The following is an 18210-nucleotide window of genomic DNA, read 5'->3' as shown; positions in this document are numbered from 1 at the left end:
GTTCTCAGACCGTGGGTTGCTTGGCTGCGCCGCGGCCATCGGCCAGCTCGGCCTTGGCATTCATGGGCACGTCCTGAGGCGCGACCACCACGCCGGGGCGCACACGCTGCAGTCCGTTGACGACGATGCGCTCGCCGGCCTTGAGGCCCGAAATGACCACGCGCAGGCCGTCCACCGGCGCGCCCAGTTGCACCTCCCGGTACTCGGCCTTGTTGTCAGCGCCAATCACCAGCACGAACTTCTTGCTCTGGTCCGTGCCCACGGCGCGCTCATTGATGAGCACGGCCTGGGTGGTCTGGGGCTGGCCCATGCGGATGCGCGCGAACTGGCCGGCCATGAGCGTGCCGTCCACATTGCCGAACACGGCCCGCACACGCACCGTGCCGCTCTTGGCATCGACCTGGTTGTCTATGAGCTGAAGATGACCGGCGTAGGGCGTGCCGCCGCTGGTACCCACCCCCATCTGCACGGGAATGGTTTCAATCAGCGCACGCGTGCTGCGTCCCTGGCTTGCGCTCTGCAGACCCTGCAGCGCCTGGGCCACGATCTGCTCGTCCGCGTCGAAACTGGCATACATCGGGTCCACCGATACCAGGGTGGTCAGCACCGGCGCTCCGGCCCCCGAACTCACAAGATTGCCCACCGTGACCTCGATGCGACCCACGCGCCCGCTCACCGGCGCCTTGACCTGGGTGTAGCCCAGGTTCAGCTTGGCGGTCTGCAGCGCAGCCTGGGCGGCGCGCAGATTGGCATCGGCTTCGCGCCGGGCATTCACGCGCTCGTCGTATTCCTTTTGCGCGATCGCCCGCTCGTCCCACAGACGCGTGGCGCGCTCGGACTCGCTCTGGGTATAGGCCATGCGCGCCTTGGCGGCAACGACCTGGGCTTCGGCGCGATCGACTTCTGCCACATAGGGAGCCGGGTCCACGGTGAACAGCAGATCACCGGCCCTGACCAGCGCACCCTCCTTGAAATGCACGGCCTGCACCGCCCCCGAGACGCGCGGCTGCACATCCACACGCTGCACGGCTTCGAGGCGGCCGGAGAATTCATTCCACAGCGTTACGTCCTGCTGCAGGACCTGGGCTGCCGAAACCGGCACGGCTGGCGCGGCGGCTTGCGCAGCGGGCGCTTCGGCATGCGATGACAGGCCCAGCATGGCGGCAGTCGTGGCGATCACGGCAGCGGCGACGCCGGCGGCGGCCCACCGGCGGCGGTTGGAGAGTTTGGAGTGCTCGTTCATGGCAATGTCTTTATTCAAGGGTTGAAAGCGGTAGCGGCTCTTTCGGCGGCAGGCAAGACTCATCCCTTCCAGCGCTCAGGCCAGGAATCGAATGAGAAAGAGAAGAAAAAGGCGCAGCCGTGCTGCGTCCGGCCTGCGGGGCCGGATCAGGTCAGCTGTCTCAGCAGGGCAAAATCAGCTCAGAGCCGACATCGGGTGGTTTCGAAAAACTGGCGCAGTTGCTCCTGCAACTGCGCGGCGCAAGGGCAGGACTCGGGCGGCTGCTCCAGCAGCGCCTGCGGCCATTGCCCGGCTTCGGCAAACACATGGCGATGCACGCTCAGGCCGGCTGCTTCCAGGCGCGCGCCATAGTTCAGTGCCTCGTCACGCATGGGGTCGGCCTCGCCGACCAGAATCAGCGTCGGCGGCAGTCCCGCGAGACGGCGGGCTCGCGCCGGCACCGCATAGGGGTGCTCCGCATCATGCGGCTCGCCCAGGTACTGGCACCAGCCCGAAGCCCATTTGCATTCGACGGACTCGCCCTGAGCGGCACGCTGCGAAGGCGTGGCCGAGCAGGGGTCCAGCATGGGAGAGATCAGAATCTGCCCGGCCAGCGGCGGCTGCTGCTGATCGCGCGCCATCATGCAGACGCCGGCCGCCAGATTGGCTCCAGCCTCTTCACCGGCCAGATAGAGCGGAGCGCCCTTTCCGGCCAGCTTGCTGCGTTGCTTGTAGGCCCACAGCAGCACCTCGTAGCCCAGCTCCAGCGGACGCGGAAACGGATGCTCGGGCGCCAGCGGATAGGCCAGCGAGACCACGCAGGCCCCGGCCGCCGCCAGCGAGCTGCCGACGGTGCAACCGTTGTCCAGATCGCCGGCCACAAAGGCGCCGCCATGGAAATGCAGCACCAGCGGGACCACTTCGCCGCGCCGCTTGCCGCCGTATATGCGCACATCGGCCTGCACACCGTCGGCCACGGAGATCGTGGTGTCGGTATGAGGAATCGGCTGCGATGCGGTGGCTTTGGTGTTTGACATGGATTTTCCGGACAGGACCGGGTGATGGAACAGAAATGTAGCAACAGCAAGTGACGGCATAAACCCCGCAAACGCGGCCACACTGTTTCCAATTCTCGAACAATGACGGTGTGAGCTGTGTGTGAGAATCCCGCATCCTCGGCGAGTCCGGGTTTTCGCGAGGACAAGGAGATCCCATGGATCAGATACAGGCCATGCGTATTTTCGCGCGGGTCGTGGAAGCCGGCACTTTCACGCGTGCAGCCGATTCGCTGCAAATGCCAAAAGCCAGTGTGACCAAGAACGTTCAGGCTCTGGAAGAGCGCCTGCGCGTGAAGCTGCTCAACCGTACCACGCGTCGCGTCACCGTGACCGCCGATGGTGCGGCCTATTACGACCGCGCTGTGCGCCTGCTCGCCGACTTCGACGACCTCGAGGCCAGCGTCAGCCAGGCCCGCACCACGCCGCGCGGGCGTCTGCGCGTGGATGTGGGAACCACCGTGGCGCGTCTGCTCATCATTCCCCATCTGAGCGAGTTCCAGTCTCGCTATCCCGAGATACAGATTGATCTGGGCGTGAGCGACCGCACCGTGGACCTGATCAGCGACAACGTGGACTGCGTAATCCGCGGCGGCGAGCTGGCCGACCAGTCCCTGGTGGCGCGCCGCATCGGCAATCTGGAATTCATCACCGTTGCCGCACCCGAATATCTGCAGCGCCACGGCGTGCCACAGCACCCGCGCGATCTGGAGTCCGGCCATCGCAACGTGATCTATTTCTCACCGGTCTCGGCGCGGCGCTATCCGCTGGAATTCCACAAGGGCGGCGAAGTGATAGAGATCGCCAGTCCCGCCCACCTGGGCATCAACGAAGGCAATGCCTATATCAGCGCCATCCTTGCCGGCCAGGGCATAGGACAGCTCAGCCGCTTCCAGATTCACAAGTACCTCGAAAGCGGCCAGCTGCAGCGGGTGCTGGAGGACTGGAAACACCCTTTGCTGCCGATCTACGTGGTCTATCCGCCCAACTCCCACCTCAGCGCCAAGGTGCGCGCCTTTGTGGACTGGGTGGTGGAGCTGTTTTCGCGCAATCCGCTGCTGCAGGGCGAAAGCCGGCCCGCCTAGTCAGGCAGAGCCCCATTCGTCAGGCCGTCAGACCGGCATCACTGCTGCAGCTGCGCCCAGACCTTGTCCAGCCGCTTGGCACTGACCGGATACGGCGTGCGCAGCTCCTGGGCAAAAAAGCTCACGCGCAGCTCCTCCAGCATCCAGCGGTACTCCTGCATGCGGGCATCGATCTGCCCCTTGCGCTCGGCCACCAGCCGCCAGTAGCGCTGCTCCAGCGGCAGCAGCTCCTTGAGCTTGGCGGCATCGCGCGCCGGATCGGCCCGGTACTTGTCCAGACGCGAGCTAATGGCCTTGAGGTAGCGCGCGTAATGACCGAGCTGCGCCCAGGGGGCCACGGCGATGAAGTTCTTGGGCATCAGCTTTTGCAGCTGCTCGCTCGCGTCCTTGGTGGCCTCGGGCGCGTTCTTGGTGTCCTTGATCTTGCGCGCTGCGGCCGCATACTCGGCGAGGATGGTGGCCGACATGCGAGCCACCTCGTTGGCAATCAGCGTAAGGCGCCCACGGCCGTCCTGCACGCGCTGCTTGAAGTCGGCCTCGTTGCTCGGCAGCGGCTCCTGCAAAAAGGCGCGGTCTATGGCCACATCGATGATCTGGCCGCGCAGCTCTTCCTGCGTGCCCAGCGGCATATAGGCCACGGCCATCTTCTGCAGATCGGGAATGTTCTTTTCCAGATACTTGAGCGCATCGCGAATCTGCAGCGCGAACAGCCGGCGCAAACCCACGCGGTGCTTTGCGGCAGCGGCTTCGGGTTCATCGAAGACTTCGATGCCGACGGCGTCGCCATGGTCGATCAGGGCCGGAAAGCCGATCAGCGTGGTGCCGCCCTTCTTGATCTCCATGAGCTCAGGCAGCTCGCCAAAGCTCCAGTCCTTGTAGCGTGCATCATGCGACTGGGCCGGCTTGCCCGCCGCAGACTTATCATTTTTAGGAGCTGCTTGCGCCTTACCCTTATCATTTTCAGATTCTTTCTGCTCTGAAGTGACCGGCTCACCAGCGCTAGCAGCTACCTTTAATGAAGCAAGCGCCTGGAATGCACCGCGTGCCTTGGCGCCCCACTCGGCCTTGAGCGCGCCCAGATTGCGGCCCTGGCCCAGCTGGCGGCCATGCTCGTCGGTAATGCGGAAGTTCATGAACAGATGCGGGCTCAGCATGTCCAGCTTGAAGTCGGCGCGCTTCACATCTAGCGAGGTCTCGTCGCGCACCTGCTTGAGCAAGGCGTCGATCAGCCCACCCTGGGCCCAGCGCTCGCTCTCGGTGAACAGCTCGGCCAGCCGCGCCGCGCTCTCGGGCAGCGGCACGAAACGGCTACGCGGGCGCTGGGGCAGGCTCTTCAGCAGTGCCTGGATCTTGTCCTTGAGCATGCCCGGCACCAGCCACTCGGCGCGCTCCTCCGACACCTGGTTGAGCACGAACAGCGGCACGGTGACCGTGATGCCGTCGCGCGCGTCGCCGGGGCTGTGCAGATAGCTGGCGCTGCAATCGGCACCGCCCAGCTTCACGGTCTTGGGAAATTTGTCCGTGGTGATGCCGGCGGCCTCGTGCCGCATCAGCTCGTCCTTGGACAGGCGCAGCAGCTCGGGCTGGCTCCTGCTTTCGGCGCGGAACCACTTGTCGAAGCTCGCGCCGCTGTACACATCCTTGGGCAGATGCTGGTCGTAGAAGGCAAAGATCAGCTCGTCGTCGACCAGCACGTCCTGGCGACGGCTCTTGTGCTCCAGCTCCTCGACCTTGCGCATGAGCTTGAGGTTGGCGGGCAGGAAATGCCACTTCGTTTCCCACTCGCCCTCCACCAGGGCCTGGCGGATGAAGAGATTGCGCGCCTCATGCGGATCGACGCGGCCGTAGCTCACGCGGCGGCCGTTGTAGACCACCAGACCGTAGAGCGTGGCGCGCTCCAGCGCCACCACATCGGCCTGCTTCTTGCTCCAGTGCGGGTCCAGCAGCTGCTTCTTGAGCAGATGGCCGCCCACCTCCTCCAGCCACTGCGGCTCTATGGCCGCAATGCCGCGGCCGTAGAGCCGCGAGGTCTCGACCTGCTCGGCCGCCACGATCCAGCGGCCGGGCTTCTTGCTCAGGTGGGCGCCGGGATGGGGGTGGAACTTGATGCCGTGCGCGCCCAGATAGCTCTCGCTTTCCTCGGCTTTGTAGCCAATATTGCCGAGCAGCCCTGACAGCATGGACAGGTGCACGGCCTCATAGCCCGCCGCCTCGTTGTTGAGCAGCCATTTCTGCTCCTTGACCACGGTCAGCAGCTGAGAGTGGATGTCGCGCCACTCGCGCACGCGGCGGATATTGATGAAGTTCTGGCGCAGCAACTGCTCCCACTGGCGGTTGCTGATCTTGTGCGTGGCCTCGTCGGCAGGTTGGGCCTGCTCGGCGGGGTTGAACAGCGCCAGCCGCTCTTGCACCGTGCCTTCGAGCTGCGCGCCGCTGGCACGCTGACTGACGGGCAGGAAGGCCTGGTTGCGCGCACTGGGCCTGGCGGCCGGCGCGTGCTGGGCCGCCATCTCCTTGCGGCTCTTGGCCACGACCTTGCCGCCGCGCGCATCCGACAGCCACTTCCACAAACGCAGATAGCCGCTGAATTCGCTTTTCTCGTCGTCGAACTTGGCATGTGCCTGGTCGGCCTGCTGCTGCGCTTCCATGGGGCGGTCGCGCACATCCTGCACGCTGAGGGCCGAGGCAATGATCAGCACCTCGGCCAGGGCGCGGCGCTCGCGCGCCTCCAGAATCATGCGGCCCACACGCGGGTCCAGCGGCAGGCGCGACAGCTCCTTGCCCATGGGCAGCAGATGACCGTGATCGTCCACCGCACCCAGCTCGGCCAGCAGCTGATAGCCGTCGGCAATGGCGCGGCCCGAAGGCGCTTCGAGGAAGGGGAAATGCACCACATCGCCCAGACCCAGCGACTTCATGCGCAGGATCACGCCGGCCAGCGAGGAGCGCAGGATTTCGGGGTCGGTGAAGCGGTCGCGGCTGACAAAGCTCTCTTCGTCGTACAGGCGAATGCAGATACCGTTGGCCACACGGCCGCAACGGCCCGCGCGCTGGTTGGCGGCGGCCTGCGAGATCGGCTCGACCAGCAGCTGCTCCACCTTGCTGCGGAAGGAATAGCGCTTCACGCGTGCCGTACCGGCGTCGATCACATAGCGAATGCCCGGAACCGTGAGCGAGGTTTCGGCCACATTGGTGGCCAGCACGATGCGCCGGCCCGTATGGCCGTCAAAGATACGGTCCTGCTCGGCCTGGGACAGGCGCGAGAACAGCGGCAGCACTTCGGCGCTGCGCAGCGTGGGCGAGTGCTGCAAATGCTTGCGCAGATGGTCGGCGGCTTCGCGAATCTCGCGCTCGCCCGGCAGGAAGATCAGAATATCGCCGCCCTTGCCGCCGGCCCAGAGCTCATCGACGCCATCGGCAATGGCGTCGTTCAGGTCCTTGTCCTTTTCGCCCTCGAACGGGCGATAGCGCATCTCCACCGGATAGGTGCGGCCCGAAACCATGATCACGGGCGCAGGGCCGTTCTTCGATTCGAAGTGCTTGGCAAAGCGGTCGGCGTCGATGGTTGCCGAGGTCACCACCACCTTGAGATCGGGGCGCTTGGGCAGGATCTGCTTGAGATAGCCGAGCAGAAAGTCGATGTTCAGGCTGCGCTCGTGCGCCTCGTCGATGATCAGCGTGTCGTAGGCCTTGAGCAGCGGATCGGTCTGGGTCTCGGCCAGCAAGATGCCGTCGGTCATCAGCTTGACGGAGGCGTTCTTCTGCAGCGTGTCCTGAAAGCGCACCTTGTAGCCCACCACTTCGCCCAGCGGAGTGTTCAGCTCCTCGGCAATGCGCTTGGCCACCGAGCTGGCGGCAATGCGGCGCGGCTGGGTGTGGCCGATCAGATGGCCGCGCACCTGGCCGTTGGCATCGGGGGCGGCATTGAGCCTGCCCCGACCCAGCGCCAGAGCGATCTTGGGCAGCTGCGTGGTCTTGCCCGAGCCGGTCTCGCCGCAGACGATGATGACCTGATGGCGATCCATGGCCTCCATGATTTCCTGGCGACGGCTGGATACGGGGAGCGACTCGGGGAAGTTGATCTTCAAAGACATAAGGGCTGGGATTATCCCCGTCCTTGACCAGTCTTGCGCAGCAATGGCAAAAGCAGCCGTGCCGCGCCATTTTCAACGCACTGCGTTGCGCCGGTGACAACGGCTGCAGCAGCGTTCATCGCGGGGACGCCAACGCTTGCTATGCTCGCGGCAATTTTCGGTTTCCCTCCTGCCCATGGTTTCGACTGCTGCTTTCGTCATTCCTCTTCTGGCTCTCTGGCTCTGGTGGCCTGTCTCCAGCCTCAACGGTACTTCTCGTCTTGCCCGCCTGCTGGCCGCGCTGATCACGGCCTTGCTAGGCATTGCGCCGGCCTTGCTGCTCAAGGCCGTGCAGACGAATGCCCTGCCCTACGCCGTGGTGGCGCGCCTGCAGGTTCCCGGCGGCTGGATTCTGGCCATGCTGCTGATGCTGGCGCTGTTCGTGCTGCTGCGCGATCTGCTGTGGCTGATCGCCCGACTCATGGGGCGAACCAGCCTGGCGCAGCTGCTGCACCTTCCCGCACTTACCGCAGCCGCCGTGGTGGCGACCGGCTGCCTGAGCGCCATCGGCGTCTTCAACGCCCTTCAGCCGCCCAGGGTGCATGAGCAACAGATCGCGGTCAGAAACCTGCCCACCGCCCTGCAGGGCCTGCGCATTGCCGTGCTGGCCGATATCCACGCCAGCCCGGTCAATGATGCAAGCTATGTGCAGACCATCGTGCAGCGCACCCTGGCCACCACGCCCGACCTGATCGTGCTGCCCGGCGACATGGTGGACGGCGATGTCGCCACCAGCCGCGCCCATGTGGCGCCGCTGGCCGCCTTGAGCGCGCGCTACGGCGTCTGGGCGGCGCCGGGCAACCACGAGTACTACAGCGGCTACAACGCCTGGATGGGCGAGTTCCGCCGCCTGGGCCTGAATCTGCTGGAAAACCGCATGCAGCTGCTGAACATCAAGGGCAGCAAGCTGGCCCTGTCCGGCATCGGCGACCCGGTGTTCGGCCGGACCTCGCCCAACAACGCCGACCCCGAGGTCGCCGAAGGCGTTCCCCCCGATGTGGATGCGGTTGCCGCCCAGGCCCGCAAGGCCGGCGCACAGTTTCATATCCTGCTGGCGCACCAGCCCAAATTCGCGCGCGACAACGCGGACAAGGGCGTGAACCTACAGATATCGGGCCATACTCACGGCGGACTGATCCTGGGCATGGACCGCTGGCTGGTGGCACCCGTCAACAACGGTTTTGTGCGCGGCGAATATGACGTCGGCAATATGAAGCTGCTGGTCAGCAGCGGAGCAGGCCTGTGGGCCGGTTTTGCCATACGCCTTGGTGTGGCGCCGCGAATCGAGCTGCTGACGCTGGTTGCGCAGCAGTGATTACCGGCCTTGCTGACTCCCGGGGTTCAGCAAGGCCTGTATTTCGTTGAAATCTTTACAGCGCAAAACACTCTCAACCATTTGAAGCATTTGCAAAAATCAAACAGATTTCGAGATCCGAGCTTTTCCCGGCAATCCCGGCTTCCATAAAGCACCTGATTTATTGCCTTCTTTTCAAATCAGTCACTTACGCCATAAGTCCCTTGAAACTCCGCGCAGCTCCATTAATCCAAACCCCATTCATGGATTGCCATACCTGACAAAAAGCTGTCAAAACCGAACGTGCTTACATTCCCGCAAAGCGATCCGACAGGCTGCGGCAAATGCGCCGCTAAGATACAAATCATTTTTCAGGGTCCGTACCGGTTCATGCCAATGCGCAAAAACCGGCCCATATTCCACGCATTGCCCAGGCAGCAATGCCGCCGAGCGGCCATTCCAGCGGACTCTTTTCTCGATTGCAGACCATGAATTGTTCCCAATGCGGCAATCCGCTCTCTCCGAATGCCAAGTTCTGCAAGAACTGCGGCGCCAGACAAGCACCGGAAGCGGCAATCACTGCTGTTGAAAAAACCTGCAGCCAATGCCAGGCTGTCTGCAAGCCCGAGGCCCGCTTCTGCACACAATGCGGCCTGGTGTTCGAGCGCCCCGGCGATAGCCATGCCGCAGGGGCAACTGCGCCGCCCATGCCTTCAGGTGCCTCGCGGACCATTGACAACGCAAGCCTGGCCCCTCCCCTGATCGAGCCCATGGATACACCCGCGCCAAGGCCGCCACAGTCGGAGCCTGCCGCAAGCTTTGCGCAGCGCAATGACCGCACGCCGGCCTTTCCCCAGGAACCGGTGCGCGGCAGCAATGCCTGGATCAAATGGGTGGCACTGGCACTGCTGGTCGCAGCCATTGCAGGCGGTGTGATGATGGCAAGCAATATGAAGGGCCTGACCAGCTCGGGCAATAGCGCATCCAGTTCGTCCCAAGCCGGCAAGGATGGGATTTCGCCCGAAGACAAGGCCAAGGCCGACGCCCTGGTCGGCCCGCTGGGCGGCAGTACCGCAGCGCAAACGACACCAGCCGAAAATGCCTCGATTGCCGGCGCCGTAGACAACGCGCCCGCCACGGCAGTCACCCCCGCAGCGACGACAGCAAACACTGCCAGCGACGCACCCGCGCCTGCGGCCAGCCCGGAGCCGTCCTCAGCCCCGGCATCTGGCAAACCGCCCGTGCCGGCCCCTGCAAGAACACCTGCAGTCAAGAAGAATGCCGCGCCATCCCTGGATGACCTGCTGGATTGAAAGCCATGAAAAAACTCAAACTCACTGTGCTCGCCTGCGCCGCAACCCTGCTCGGCGGCTGCGCCACCTTGCAAGATGCCTCCACATCGCTGAGCTGCATGCTCTCGCGCGTCACCAACTCCGCAGACCCTAGCTGCGGCCCTGGCGGCGGCGCGCCCGCAACCGCTGTTTCGGGCGGGCAGAACGAGCGCTTTGCCCGCTTGCAGGCTGCTCTGGATCAGGAGACGCAGCATGCGCAGAGCATGCAGGCCCAGGCCGTGCAAGCCATGCAGAAGCTGCCGGCCAAACAACGCGCCGTGGCCGGGCCGTTACAGACCAGGACCGTCAGCATTGCCGATGGGCAGTCGGGACAGACACACCAGATGCGCAGTTTCTCAGCACTGACCGTGGAGATGCCGCTGGCCGCCAAGGGTCGCAAGGAATATACCCAGGCCATGAATGTGCTCAAGGAACTGGCCAATGAACTGGCCGACAACCGCGGCTCGTCGAGCATCGTGGTCGATCAGTCCGACGAGGATGTCAGGGCCGGGCGTGTGAATACCGCCACTGGCACCACCCAGTCCAAGGGCGGCAAACCCGTGACTGTCATCAAGAAGATCGATACTGGTCTGCCCGCCGGCGTGGAGCGCTACACCATAGAAGCCGGCGAGATCCGCGGCAAGCTTTGACCCCCGGCCAGCCAGCGGCTCATCGCGCCACACCAGCCAGCCTCAACCACCAGACAGGACGAAAAATGAGAGAGCAACCCCTGGGAGAAATACGTTTTGCCACCCTCGCCAGAGCCGCCGAAGGACTGACGCAATGGCGACCGCTGCTGCTGTGCTTTCTGACACTGCTGCTGACCGGTGCACTGATAGCAGGCGCGGCCTGGATGCTGGTCAAGGCCGGCTTCTTCATGTACCTGATCTTCATGCTGGCGGCCGTGGTCGCACTGCTGGCCGGCTCTTCGGGCGTCGGCATCATGCTCATGGACAAGGCCAGGAACGAGCCCGTACGCTCCTTCTCGGCAGCGGCATCGGCCGGTCTGCTGTGCCTGCCCAAATTCCTGCTGGTCGGACTCGCGATATTTGTTGCCACGCTGGCCTACTACCTGCTGGCTGCCGTCATTTACTTCATCTGCAAGATTCCCGTGCTCGGCGGCATTCTGGCCTTTGTGGCCCACCCGATTCTGGTGCTGGTCGCCGCAGCCTTGCTGATCGCCATGATCTGGGTCGTCGGCCCCTTGATGGGCCCTGCGCTGTGGAGCGGCCTGTCCGTCAAGGCTGCGCTGGCCAATGTGCTGAGCATCGCTCGCAAGCGTCTGGTCGAAGTGGTGCTGATGGAAGTCGTGCTCTATGTCATTTTGGGCCTGGTCTGCTTCATGCTGTTTGCCGGACTGGTGCCTGCCACCGTCTCCCTGACCGGGATGGCCATGAGCATTACCGGAGATGCCGGCTCCATGGCCGGCATGTTCATGGGCGGCGGCTACGGCCGTGGCTACGGTGGTGGCTTCAACCCCATGGGCATGATGGGTGGCGGCAGCACCGGCCTCATCGCCGGCCTGGGCGTTCTCTACTGCGTGGTGGGCGCACTGCTGGCCCAGGTGGCCATCATGGGCATGAATCTGATCTATCTGCAGGCCCGTGAAAGCGTGGACCCGGCCGAGGCCGAGGGTGCACTGGACAGCCTGATTGGCGATGTGCGAAAAAAAGCCGAGGAAGCCAAGGCCCAGACCATGGCTGCGGCCGAGCGCGCCAAGCAGGCTGCCAGCGAGCGCCTGCAGGAAGCCACAGCCAAGCCCGCCGCCACCGACACCCCGCCCGGCAACGACAGCAATGCCAGCGCTGGCGCAGCAGCGGCTGCCGCAGCAACGGCTGGCGCAGCAGCGGCTGCCGCAGGCCTGACTGCCGCCACAGCGGCATCCACCGAACAGGCATTTGCCGAGCAGCAGGCGCGCGAGCGCGCTGCCGCCGATGCCGCGGAAAAAGCTCGTCAAAGCGCTGAAGAGGCAGCCGCCCGCCAGCGTAGCGAAGCCGAGGCGGCACGCCTGCGCGCCGAGGCCGAAGCAGCCCGCCTGAAGGCTGAAGCCGAGGCCGCCGAGCAAGCTGCACGCGAACGTGCTGCTGCCGAAGCTCAGGAACTGGCCGCACGCCAGCGGGCCGAAGCCCAGGCAGCAGAGCGTGCAGCACAGCAAAAGGCCGCTGAGGAGCGCGCCGCAGCCCAGGCTGCCGAAGAAGCACGTCAGCAAGCAGAAGCCGAGCGCTTGAAAACCCAAGCCGAGCAACTGGCCAGGCAGCAGGCTGCCGAGCGTGAAGCAGCCCGGGCCCGTGCCGAAGCAGAGGCCACCGAGAAAGCCCGCCAGGCTCAGGCTGCGCCGAGCTGCCCAGCCTGCAGCGCCCCGGTAGCCGCCAATGACCTGTTCTGCGGCGAATGTGGAAACAAGCTCAAGTAGAAGCTTGCATGGAAAAGCCTGCAGCGCTTGCGAACGGGCGCTGCAGGCCAAAAGCAAAAAAGGGGCTTACGGCCCCTTTTTTTGTGTACCCCGGACTCAGAGCCCGCAAGCCTGTGCGACCTGCTCCTTGAGCCCCTCGGTCGATGGCTCGCGCCCCGTCAGCGCCAGCAGCCCGCAGGCCAGCGAACCCTGCCAGTGCACATAGTCATGACCGGTGCTGTGCACACGCTGCACGACCTTGTTGCCCTTGGCACGCAGCACATCACCCAGCTCCTGGCTGGTTTCGCGTATGCCTGCCTGACCACCGCGAGCCCCTTCGTATAGGCCGGCATCAAAGTAAAAGCGAATGGGCAGTTGCGGTGCTTGCTCATACTGGCGAGCCAGCCAATTGGGCGACTCGCCCTTGGGTGCCCACCAATAGGAGCCCGAGAGACTGAGCACATTGCCAAACCACTGCGGATAGCGCAGCGCCACATAGCTTGAAGCCAGGCCGCCATAGCTCGATCCTGCGATCACCGTGCGCTCAGGTCCGGCCGCTATGCCCTGAGCCTTGAGCCAGGGCATGAGCTGCTTGCCCATGAAGTCGGCAAACGCCGGGTTGGGCGGCAGCTCGCGGCTGCGCGCGTCGCCTGCGCCATTGGCCACCAGCACGACGGCTGTTGCAGGCAGCAGGCCGTCGGCCATGAGGTTGTCGATGATGGCGGGCGTGGGAACCTGTCGCAAATAGGCCTGGGCGTCGAACAGCACCAGCAAGGAACGCTGAGCCGCATCGGCCTGCTGCCAGCCTTGCGGCTTGTAGATCCAGATATCGCGCCCATTGCCCAGCGCCTGGCTGCCCAGCCAGTGACGCTGCAACTGGCCAGTTGCCACGCTGGCGCGAGACTGGCTCCAGGGTTGGGGCGGCGCCTTGGCCAGCGTCAGCACGGAGCGTCCGTCGTAGCGATCCTGCACCGCCTGCAGATCCGCAGACCGCCCCCAGCTCTGGCGATTGAGCGGATCGCGCTGCAAGGTGGACAGAATGGATCGGCGCTGAATCATGGCATCGGCCGAGACCGCAGGCACATCGGGCGCAAAGCCATAGCTGAGCCGCGCATCCCTGGGCATGACGAAACTGGCCCACCAGACATCGCTGCTTCCGAGGCGCTGCAAAGGCTCATGGTTGCCCGATGGACTTCCGAACAGCCGCACGGACTGTCCGGCGCCGCGCCAGACAAAGCTCACCAACTGGTGCTTCGCATCCCAGGGCTCGATCAGCGGCGTGCCCTGGCGTTCCATTTCCTGCCAGAAGCCGCGGCTGTCGCCGCCCTGCGCCAGCCGCGCCTGCAAGGCCTTGAGCCTGGGGCTGCGCAGCGGCTCGGGTTCGATCTCTGCGGCAGGCGCATGGCTGGCCGCCAACGGCGCCAGCACCTGGGTGATCGTCAGCTCGTAGGCGCCAGGAATGGGCGCAGCATAGGTCGGAGCACCGATGTGTCCGTCCTGCGCCGCCGACACGCCGTTTGCCGCCGACGCATAGGGCTGGACCTTCTCGGCGCGCAGCACCAGACGTTCCTTCGCCATGCCCCGGCTTTGCCAGGTGAATGCGTGATCGACGCCTGCGCCCTGGCTCAGCCGCCGCAGATGGCGCCCGTCAGGCGTTTCCACATCCAGCACAACGCCCAGCGCCTGCAAATTGCCGCGAACCACTGCGCCGGCCGGAGCCTCCAGCTGCAGGCTCAGCTTCTGTCCCGACGCAAGCCTGCCGGAGAACGGCTCCCGCACCGAAAGCAAGGAGGCCGCCTTGCCCGCGCTCTGAACAGTGCCGCCAGGCAAGGGCCGGGCCGCACCGGCCGCACCGGCCGAGCCGCCGATGCCGACGCTGGCCGCAAGCAGACCAGGAACAAGCAAGGTGCGCAGCCCTTTGCCCGATGGCCTGTGGCCCATCATCGGCAGGCACAAACCTTGAAGATCTTCATGCATTGATGCTTCCCTCGCCTCAGAAGTCCACGGCAGCGCTGATGCGCACGGTGCGCGGTGCGCCCACGGTCAGGAAGTTGTCGGTAAAGGCGCCGGCCCAGTAACTGCGACCAAAGACGTTGTCCACCGTACCGCGCAGCACCACTTTCTTGTCGGCAACGCGCGTGGTGTAGCGGGCGCCGACATCAAAGCGCGTCCAGCTCGGTGCACGCAAGGTGTTGGCCGAGTTGACCCACTGCTTGCCCGTATGCACCAGGCGTGCGTTCAGCGCCAGACCGGCCACGCCCGGCACATCCCAGTCTGCCGCCAGATTGGCCGCCCAGCGCGCCGCGCCGAAAGCATCATGGCCGTCGTTGTTGCCGCCCTGGGTGCTGGTCAGCTTGGGCTGCAGATAGGTGACGCCGCCCAATACACGCAAGCTGGAGCTCACGGCACCAAAGGTATTCCACTCCACACCGCGATTACGCTGCTCGCCATTGAGCTTGAGGGTATTGGCCGCCGTATCGATGGTGGTCGAAGGCTTCTCGATCTGGAACAGCGACAGCGTATTCGTCCAGCCTGCGCGGCGCCACTTCACGCCCGCCTCCATCTGCTTGGATTTGTAGGGTGCGAATGTCTCGCCTGCATTGGCATAGGTGGGACCCACCTCGAGACCGGGGCTCAGCCCCTCGATGTAGTTGGCGTAGAAAGACAGATCCTCGCCCCAGGGCTTGGCCACCAGGCCCAGCATGGGAGTGACGGCGCTCTCGTCGTAGCCCTTCATCTTCTGATTCACGCGCTGGTGGCGTGCGCCCAGCGTCAGCAGCAGCCTGTCCTGCAGCAGGCTCAGGGTATCGGCCACGGCGAAACTGCGAATCACATTGTCGTTTTCCTGGCGCACGGCATTGCGCGGGCCTGCCAGAACCGGCAGCACCGGGTCGTAGATATTGGTGGTGTAGCTGCTGCTGACCACGATGGGCAGCGCGCGCCCGCCTTGCTGCTGCAGCTCGTTGAACGAGAACACCAGTTGATGACCCACATCGCCGGTCTTGAAGCGGCCGCGCAAACCCGCGTCCAGCGCCGTGCTGTTGGTATAGCCCTGCAGGTTATAGGTCTGCCCTACGGCGGAGCCGTCGCCCACGGCATTGAGCACCACGCGTGTGCCCACGGGCTGGCCAACATAGTCATGCCAGGCCTTGCCCAGGCTGCCGTAGAGCTGCCAGCTGTCGCTGAGCTCGAAACTGCCGCGCAGCGCCACCGACTTGTTCTCCACTTCGGTGTTGACGCCGCGGAACAGATTGTTGCTGGCATCCGGTGCGCCGATCAGATTCTTCATCTTGCCAAAGCTCACCATCACCGGGCTGCCGTTGTCCAGGTTCACCTTGTAGTGATAGGCATCCAGCCCCAGCGTGAAGCGATCGCCCTGATAGTCGAGCGCCACTGCGCCCAGACGGCGGCGGCGCTTCTGGTCGTCAACCTCGGTCTCCCCGCTGGACAGCGCGCCGTTAAAGCGTATGCCCAGGCGGCGCTCGGGGCCGAAGCGCCGCGACACATCCACATGCTCCTGCAGCTGCGAACCCGAGGTGAAAGTGGTGGTCAGCCGCGTCAGATCATCGGCCAGCGGCTTCTTGCTGACCACATTCACCACGCCGCCAACCGCCCCACTGGGAGCCATGCCGCCGAGCAGCGCACCCGGGCCCTTGAGCAGTTCCACGCGCTCTATCATCTCGGTCGGTACATGGCTGTCGGGCGCCAGGCCATACAGGCCGTTGAACGCCACTTCGCTGGCGTTGACGTCGAAGCCCCGAATCACATAGTTCTCGTTGACATGGCCGGTATTGGTGGTGAAGCGCACTGAAGAGTCGTTTTCCAGCACGGCAGCCACCGTGGCCGCATTCTGGTCGCGGATCAGCTCTTCGGAGTAGGCCGTGATGTTGAAGGCGGCATCCATCACATCCACATTGCCCAGCAGCCCCAGGCCTGCGCCCTTGGCGACCTGAGCACCAGGGGCCAGCGCAGGCAGAGCGCTGCCGTCCTGCTTGCCTGAAACCGTGACTTCGCTCAGGCGTTTTTCCTGCTGGTCCGGTATCTGGGACTGCGCCTGGGCGCTGGCACTCAAAACCACCAACACCGCCAGCCCCACGGCTGAGCGGGGGCTGCGGCACGCCGCAGCAGACAGCCAATGCGCAAATGGAGCGAACTGCGTGGATGCGAGCGCTGAAGCCGACGGCGCCTTGCCTGCGCCGCCATGAACTGGGGTTGCCATGTAGACCTCGTTTTCGATCGATCTCCTATGGCTAAAACGAAGTGCGTGGCTAAGGCTTGTTGATAATGAATCTCAATTAGATGGATTGTATAACAAGCAAACCTTCTCAAAACGATAGCAGCAAGCGATTTCCATGCATAGCGATAAACCGCTTTCAGGGCTGCCCCCCTGCGGGATTTTCCGTTTCGCAGTTCTGCTCGGCGTTCTCGCTCATCAGCACACGCACCACCTTGTGGGCATCGGCATCGAAGACTGCGATATCGGGGCAGTAGCGGGCACCTTTGGGCGTATCGACCTTGCGGTAACTTGCCCCATAGGCCTTGAGGATCTGGGGCGGCTGTCCGGGCCTGGGCTCGGCCAGCACCTGTACCTGGTTCTGGCCCCTGGTCGCGGCAGGATCATCATCGCACCAGTCGGCAGCGGGCTCCTGCCCCAGACTCAGCTCGCCTCCCCGCTGGTAGAGGCCTGCAGGCCAGCGCACATGGCCTTGCGCATAGTCCGGCACTTGATAGCAGGCCATGAGCTTGCCGCCCTTGCGCACTGGCAGCATATAGCTTTCAGCCTGCTCGACCAGTTCCAGCCCCGCAGACTTCCAGGCATAGATGTTTACGCCATGGCTGCAACAACTGGCACGCCATTCGCTGTAGATGCGCCTGGCCTTGCCATCGAAGGCGGGCGAGCTGATGTCCTGCAGGGACTGCGGCCCCAGCACCAGCTTCTGCGTGCCCGGATCGTAAAGCCAGGTGCGGTGCTGAATATTCGGCCCCGCAGGCAGATCCAGCGGCTGGGTCAGGTCAGGCCAGCCGTCAAAATTCGCATCCACCCAGCGCGGCTGCACCAGCCAGCAACTGCCCACGGCAGCGGTTGGCAGGCTTTGCTTAAGACGCCCCTTCTCATAGACCTGAATGGCGGAAACCAGGAGATCCGTATGTTCGCCGCAGTCAGCCAGAGAGCGCAGCCTCTGATCCATCAGTAGACGCAACTCGTAATGCGGCGCATGGGAGAAAGCCGGGGGCTGGCGCAGCAGATTGACCGGCCAGCGCTTTTTGCCGTCCATGGACTGCCACTGGCCCTGCAAACGCGGGGGCGCCATGCCAGGCAAGGCCGCCAGCGACCAGCGGCCCGAAGGCTTGGGATCGCTTGCACCCGCCATCGGCGTCTCGGTCAGTTGCCCGCTTGCCGAGCCTTTTAGATCAAGTGTTGCGCCAGGCCGATTGCAGGGCTCGTAGCAATAGCTGCCTCCGACGGCGCCGTCGAGCCGCCACAGCTCCAGTTTGACCGCCTTGCCGGCGATCTCGCCGCGATAGCTGGCCGACCAGACCACCGCTTCATGCGGGGCGTCTGCCGTCCCGGCATGCGCCATCGATGCCCAGCTCATGAGCACCAGAGCAGTGCTCAGGCCTGCAACCCGGCCAGTAAGGCATTTCAGCGTCATATCACTCCCATTCACTTCGATCACCATTCGATCACCAGGCTCGC

Annotated in this window: 11 protein-coding genes; 5 read left to right on the top strand and 6 right to left on the bottom strand. The window is 64.4% G+C overall.

The features are described 5' to 3' along the window. Positions 1-4: 4 nt before the first annotated feature. Together JAO85_RS02300 and JAO85_RS02295 are read right to left on the bottom strand one after the other, a co-directional pair. Positions 5-1243, bottom strand: coding sequence for an efflux RND transporter periplasmic adaptor subunit (locus JAO85_RS02300; RefSeq protein WP_202787358.1), 1239 nt, complete (start codon positions 1241-1243; stop codon positions 5-7). 179 nt (positions 1244-1422) lie between these two features. After that, positions 1423-2259: an alpha/beta hydrolase gene (locus tag JAO85_RS02295; protein ID WP_003066465.1), complete on the bottom strand. Its 837-nt coding sequence runs from the start codon at positions 2257-2259 to the stop codon at positions 1423-1425. A 176-nt stretch (positions 2260-2435) separates the two neighbouring features. Here JAO85_RS02295 and JAO85_RS02290 point away from each other — a divergent pair, with 176 nt between their 5' ends. Then, a complete protein-coding gene (locus JAO85_RS02290; protein ID WP_012838197.1) occupies positions 2436-3362 on the top strand; it encodes a LysR family transcriptional regulator in 927 nt (308 codons plus the stop codon). 38 nt (positions 3363-3400) lie between these two features. Here the strand turns inward: JAO85_RS02290 and hrpA are convergent, their stop codons facing one another. After that, positions 3401-7456 (bottom strand): ATP-dependent RNA helicase HrpA, encoded by a 4056-nt coding sequence (hrpA, locus tag JAO85_RS02285; RefSeq protein WP_202787357.1) that lies wholly within the window; start codon positions 7454-7456, stop codon positions 3401-3403. Between the two features lie 175 nt (positions 7457-7631). Here hrpA and JAO85_RS02280 point away from each other — a divergent pair, with 175 nt between their 5' ends. The 4 genes from JAO85_RS02280 to JAO85_RS02265 all read left to right on the top strand — a co-directional run bounded on the left by JAO85_RS02280 (position 7632) and on the right by JAO85_RS02265 (position 12533). Next, complete coding sequence (locus tag JAO85_RS02280) at positions 7632-8810, top strand: metallophosphoesterase (RefSeq protein ID WP_202787356.1); 1179 nt, start codon at positions 7632-7634, stop codon at positions 8808-8810. 467 nt (positions 8811-9277) lie between these two features. Further along, positions 9278-10102, top strand: coding sequence for a zinc ribbon domain-containing protein (locus JAO85_RS02275; protein WP_202787355.1), 825 nt, complete (start codon positions 9278-9280; stop codon positions 10100-10102). Positions 10103-10107: 5 nt separating this feature from the next. Next, positions 10108-10770, top strand: coding sequence for a hypothetical protein (locus JAO85_RS02270; protein WP_202787354.1), 663 nt, complete (start codon positions 10108-10110; stop codon positions 10768-10770). A 65-nt stretch (positions 10771-10835) separates the two neighbouring features. Further along, positions 10836-12533 (top strand): zinc ribbon domain-containing protein, encoded by a 1698-nt coding sequence (locus JAO85_RS02265; protein ID WP_202787353.1) that lies wholly within the window; start codon positions 10836-10838, stop codon positions 12531-12533. 96 nt (positions 12534-12629) lie between these two features. Here the strand turns inward: JAO85_RS02265 and JAO85_RS02260 are convergent, their stop codons facing one another. The 3 genes from JAO85_RS02260 to JAO85_RS02250 form a co-directional block, all read right to left on the bottom strand. After that, positions 12630-14489, bottom strand: coding sequence for an enterochelin esterase domain-containing protein (locus tag JAO85_RS02260; RefSeq protein WP_202787352.1), 1860 nt, complete (start codon positions 14487-14489; stop codon positions 12630-12632). A 16-nt stretch (positions 14490-14505) separates the two neighbouring features. Continuing rightward, positions 14506-16731: a TonB-dependent siderophore receptor gene (locus JAO85_RS02255; RefSeq protein ID WP_202787351.1), complete on the bottom strand. Its 2226-nt coding sequence runs from the start codon at positions 16729-16731 to the stop codon at positions 14506-14508. A 154-nt stretch (positions 16732-16885) separates the two neighbouring features. Further along, positions 16886-18166, bottom strand: a complete 1281-nt coding sequence (locus tag JAO85_RS02250) for a hypothetical protein (RefSeq protein WP_202787350.1) — start codon at positions 18164-18166, stop codon at positions 16886-16888. Positions 18167-18210 lie beyond the last annotated feature (44 nt).

The sequence above is a fragment of the Comamonas sp. NyZ500 genome (assembly GCF_016772095.1).
Taxonomy (GTDB): domain Bacteria; phylum Pseudomonadota; class Gammaproteobacteria; order Burkholderiales; family Burkholderiaceae_C; genus Comamonas; species Comamonas thiooxydans.
The sequence above is the reverse complement of the archived record's forward strand: the minus strand, read 5'-3'. Positions and strand labels throughout refer to the sequence as shown.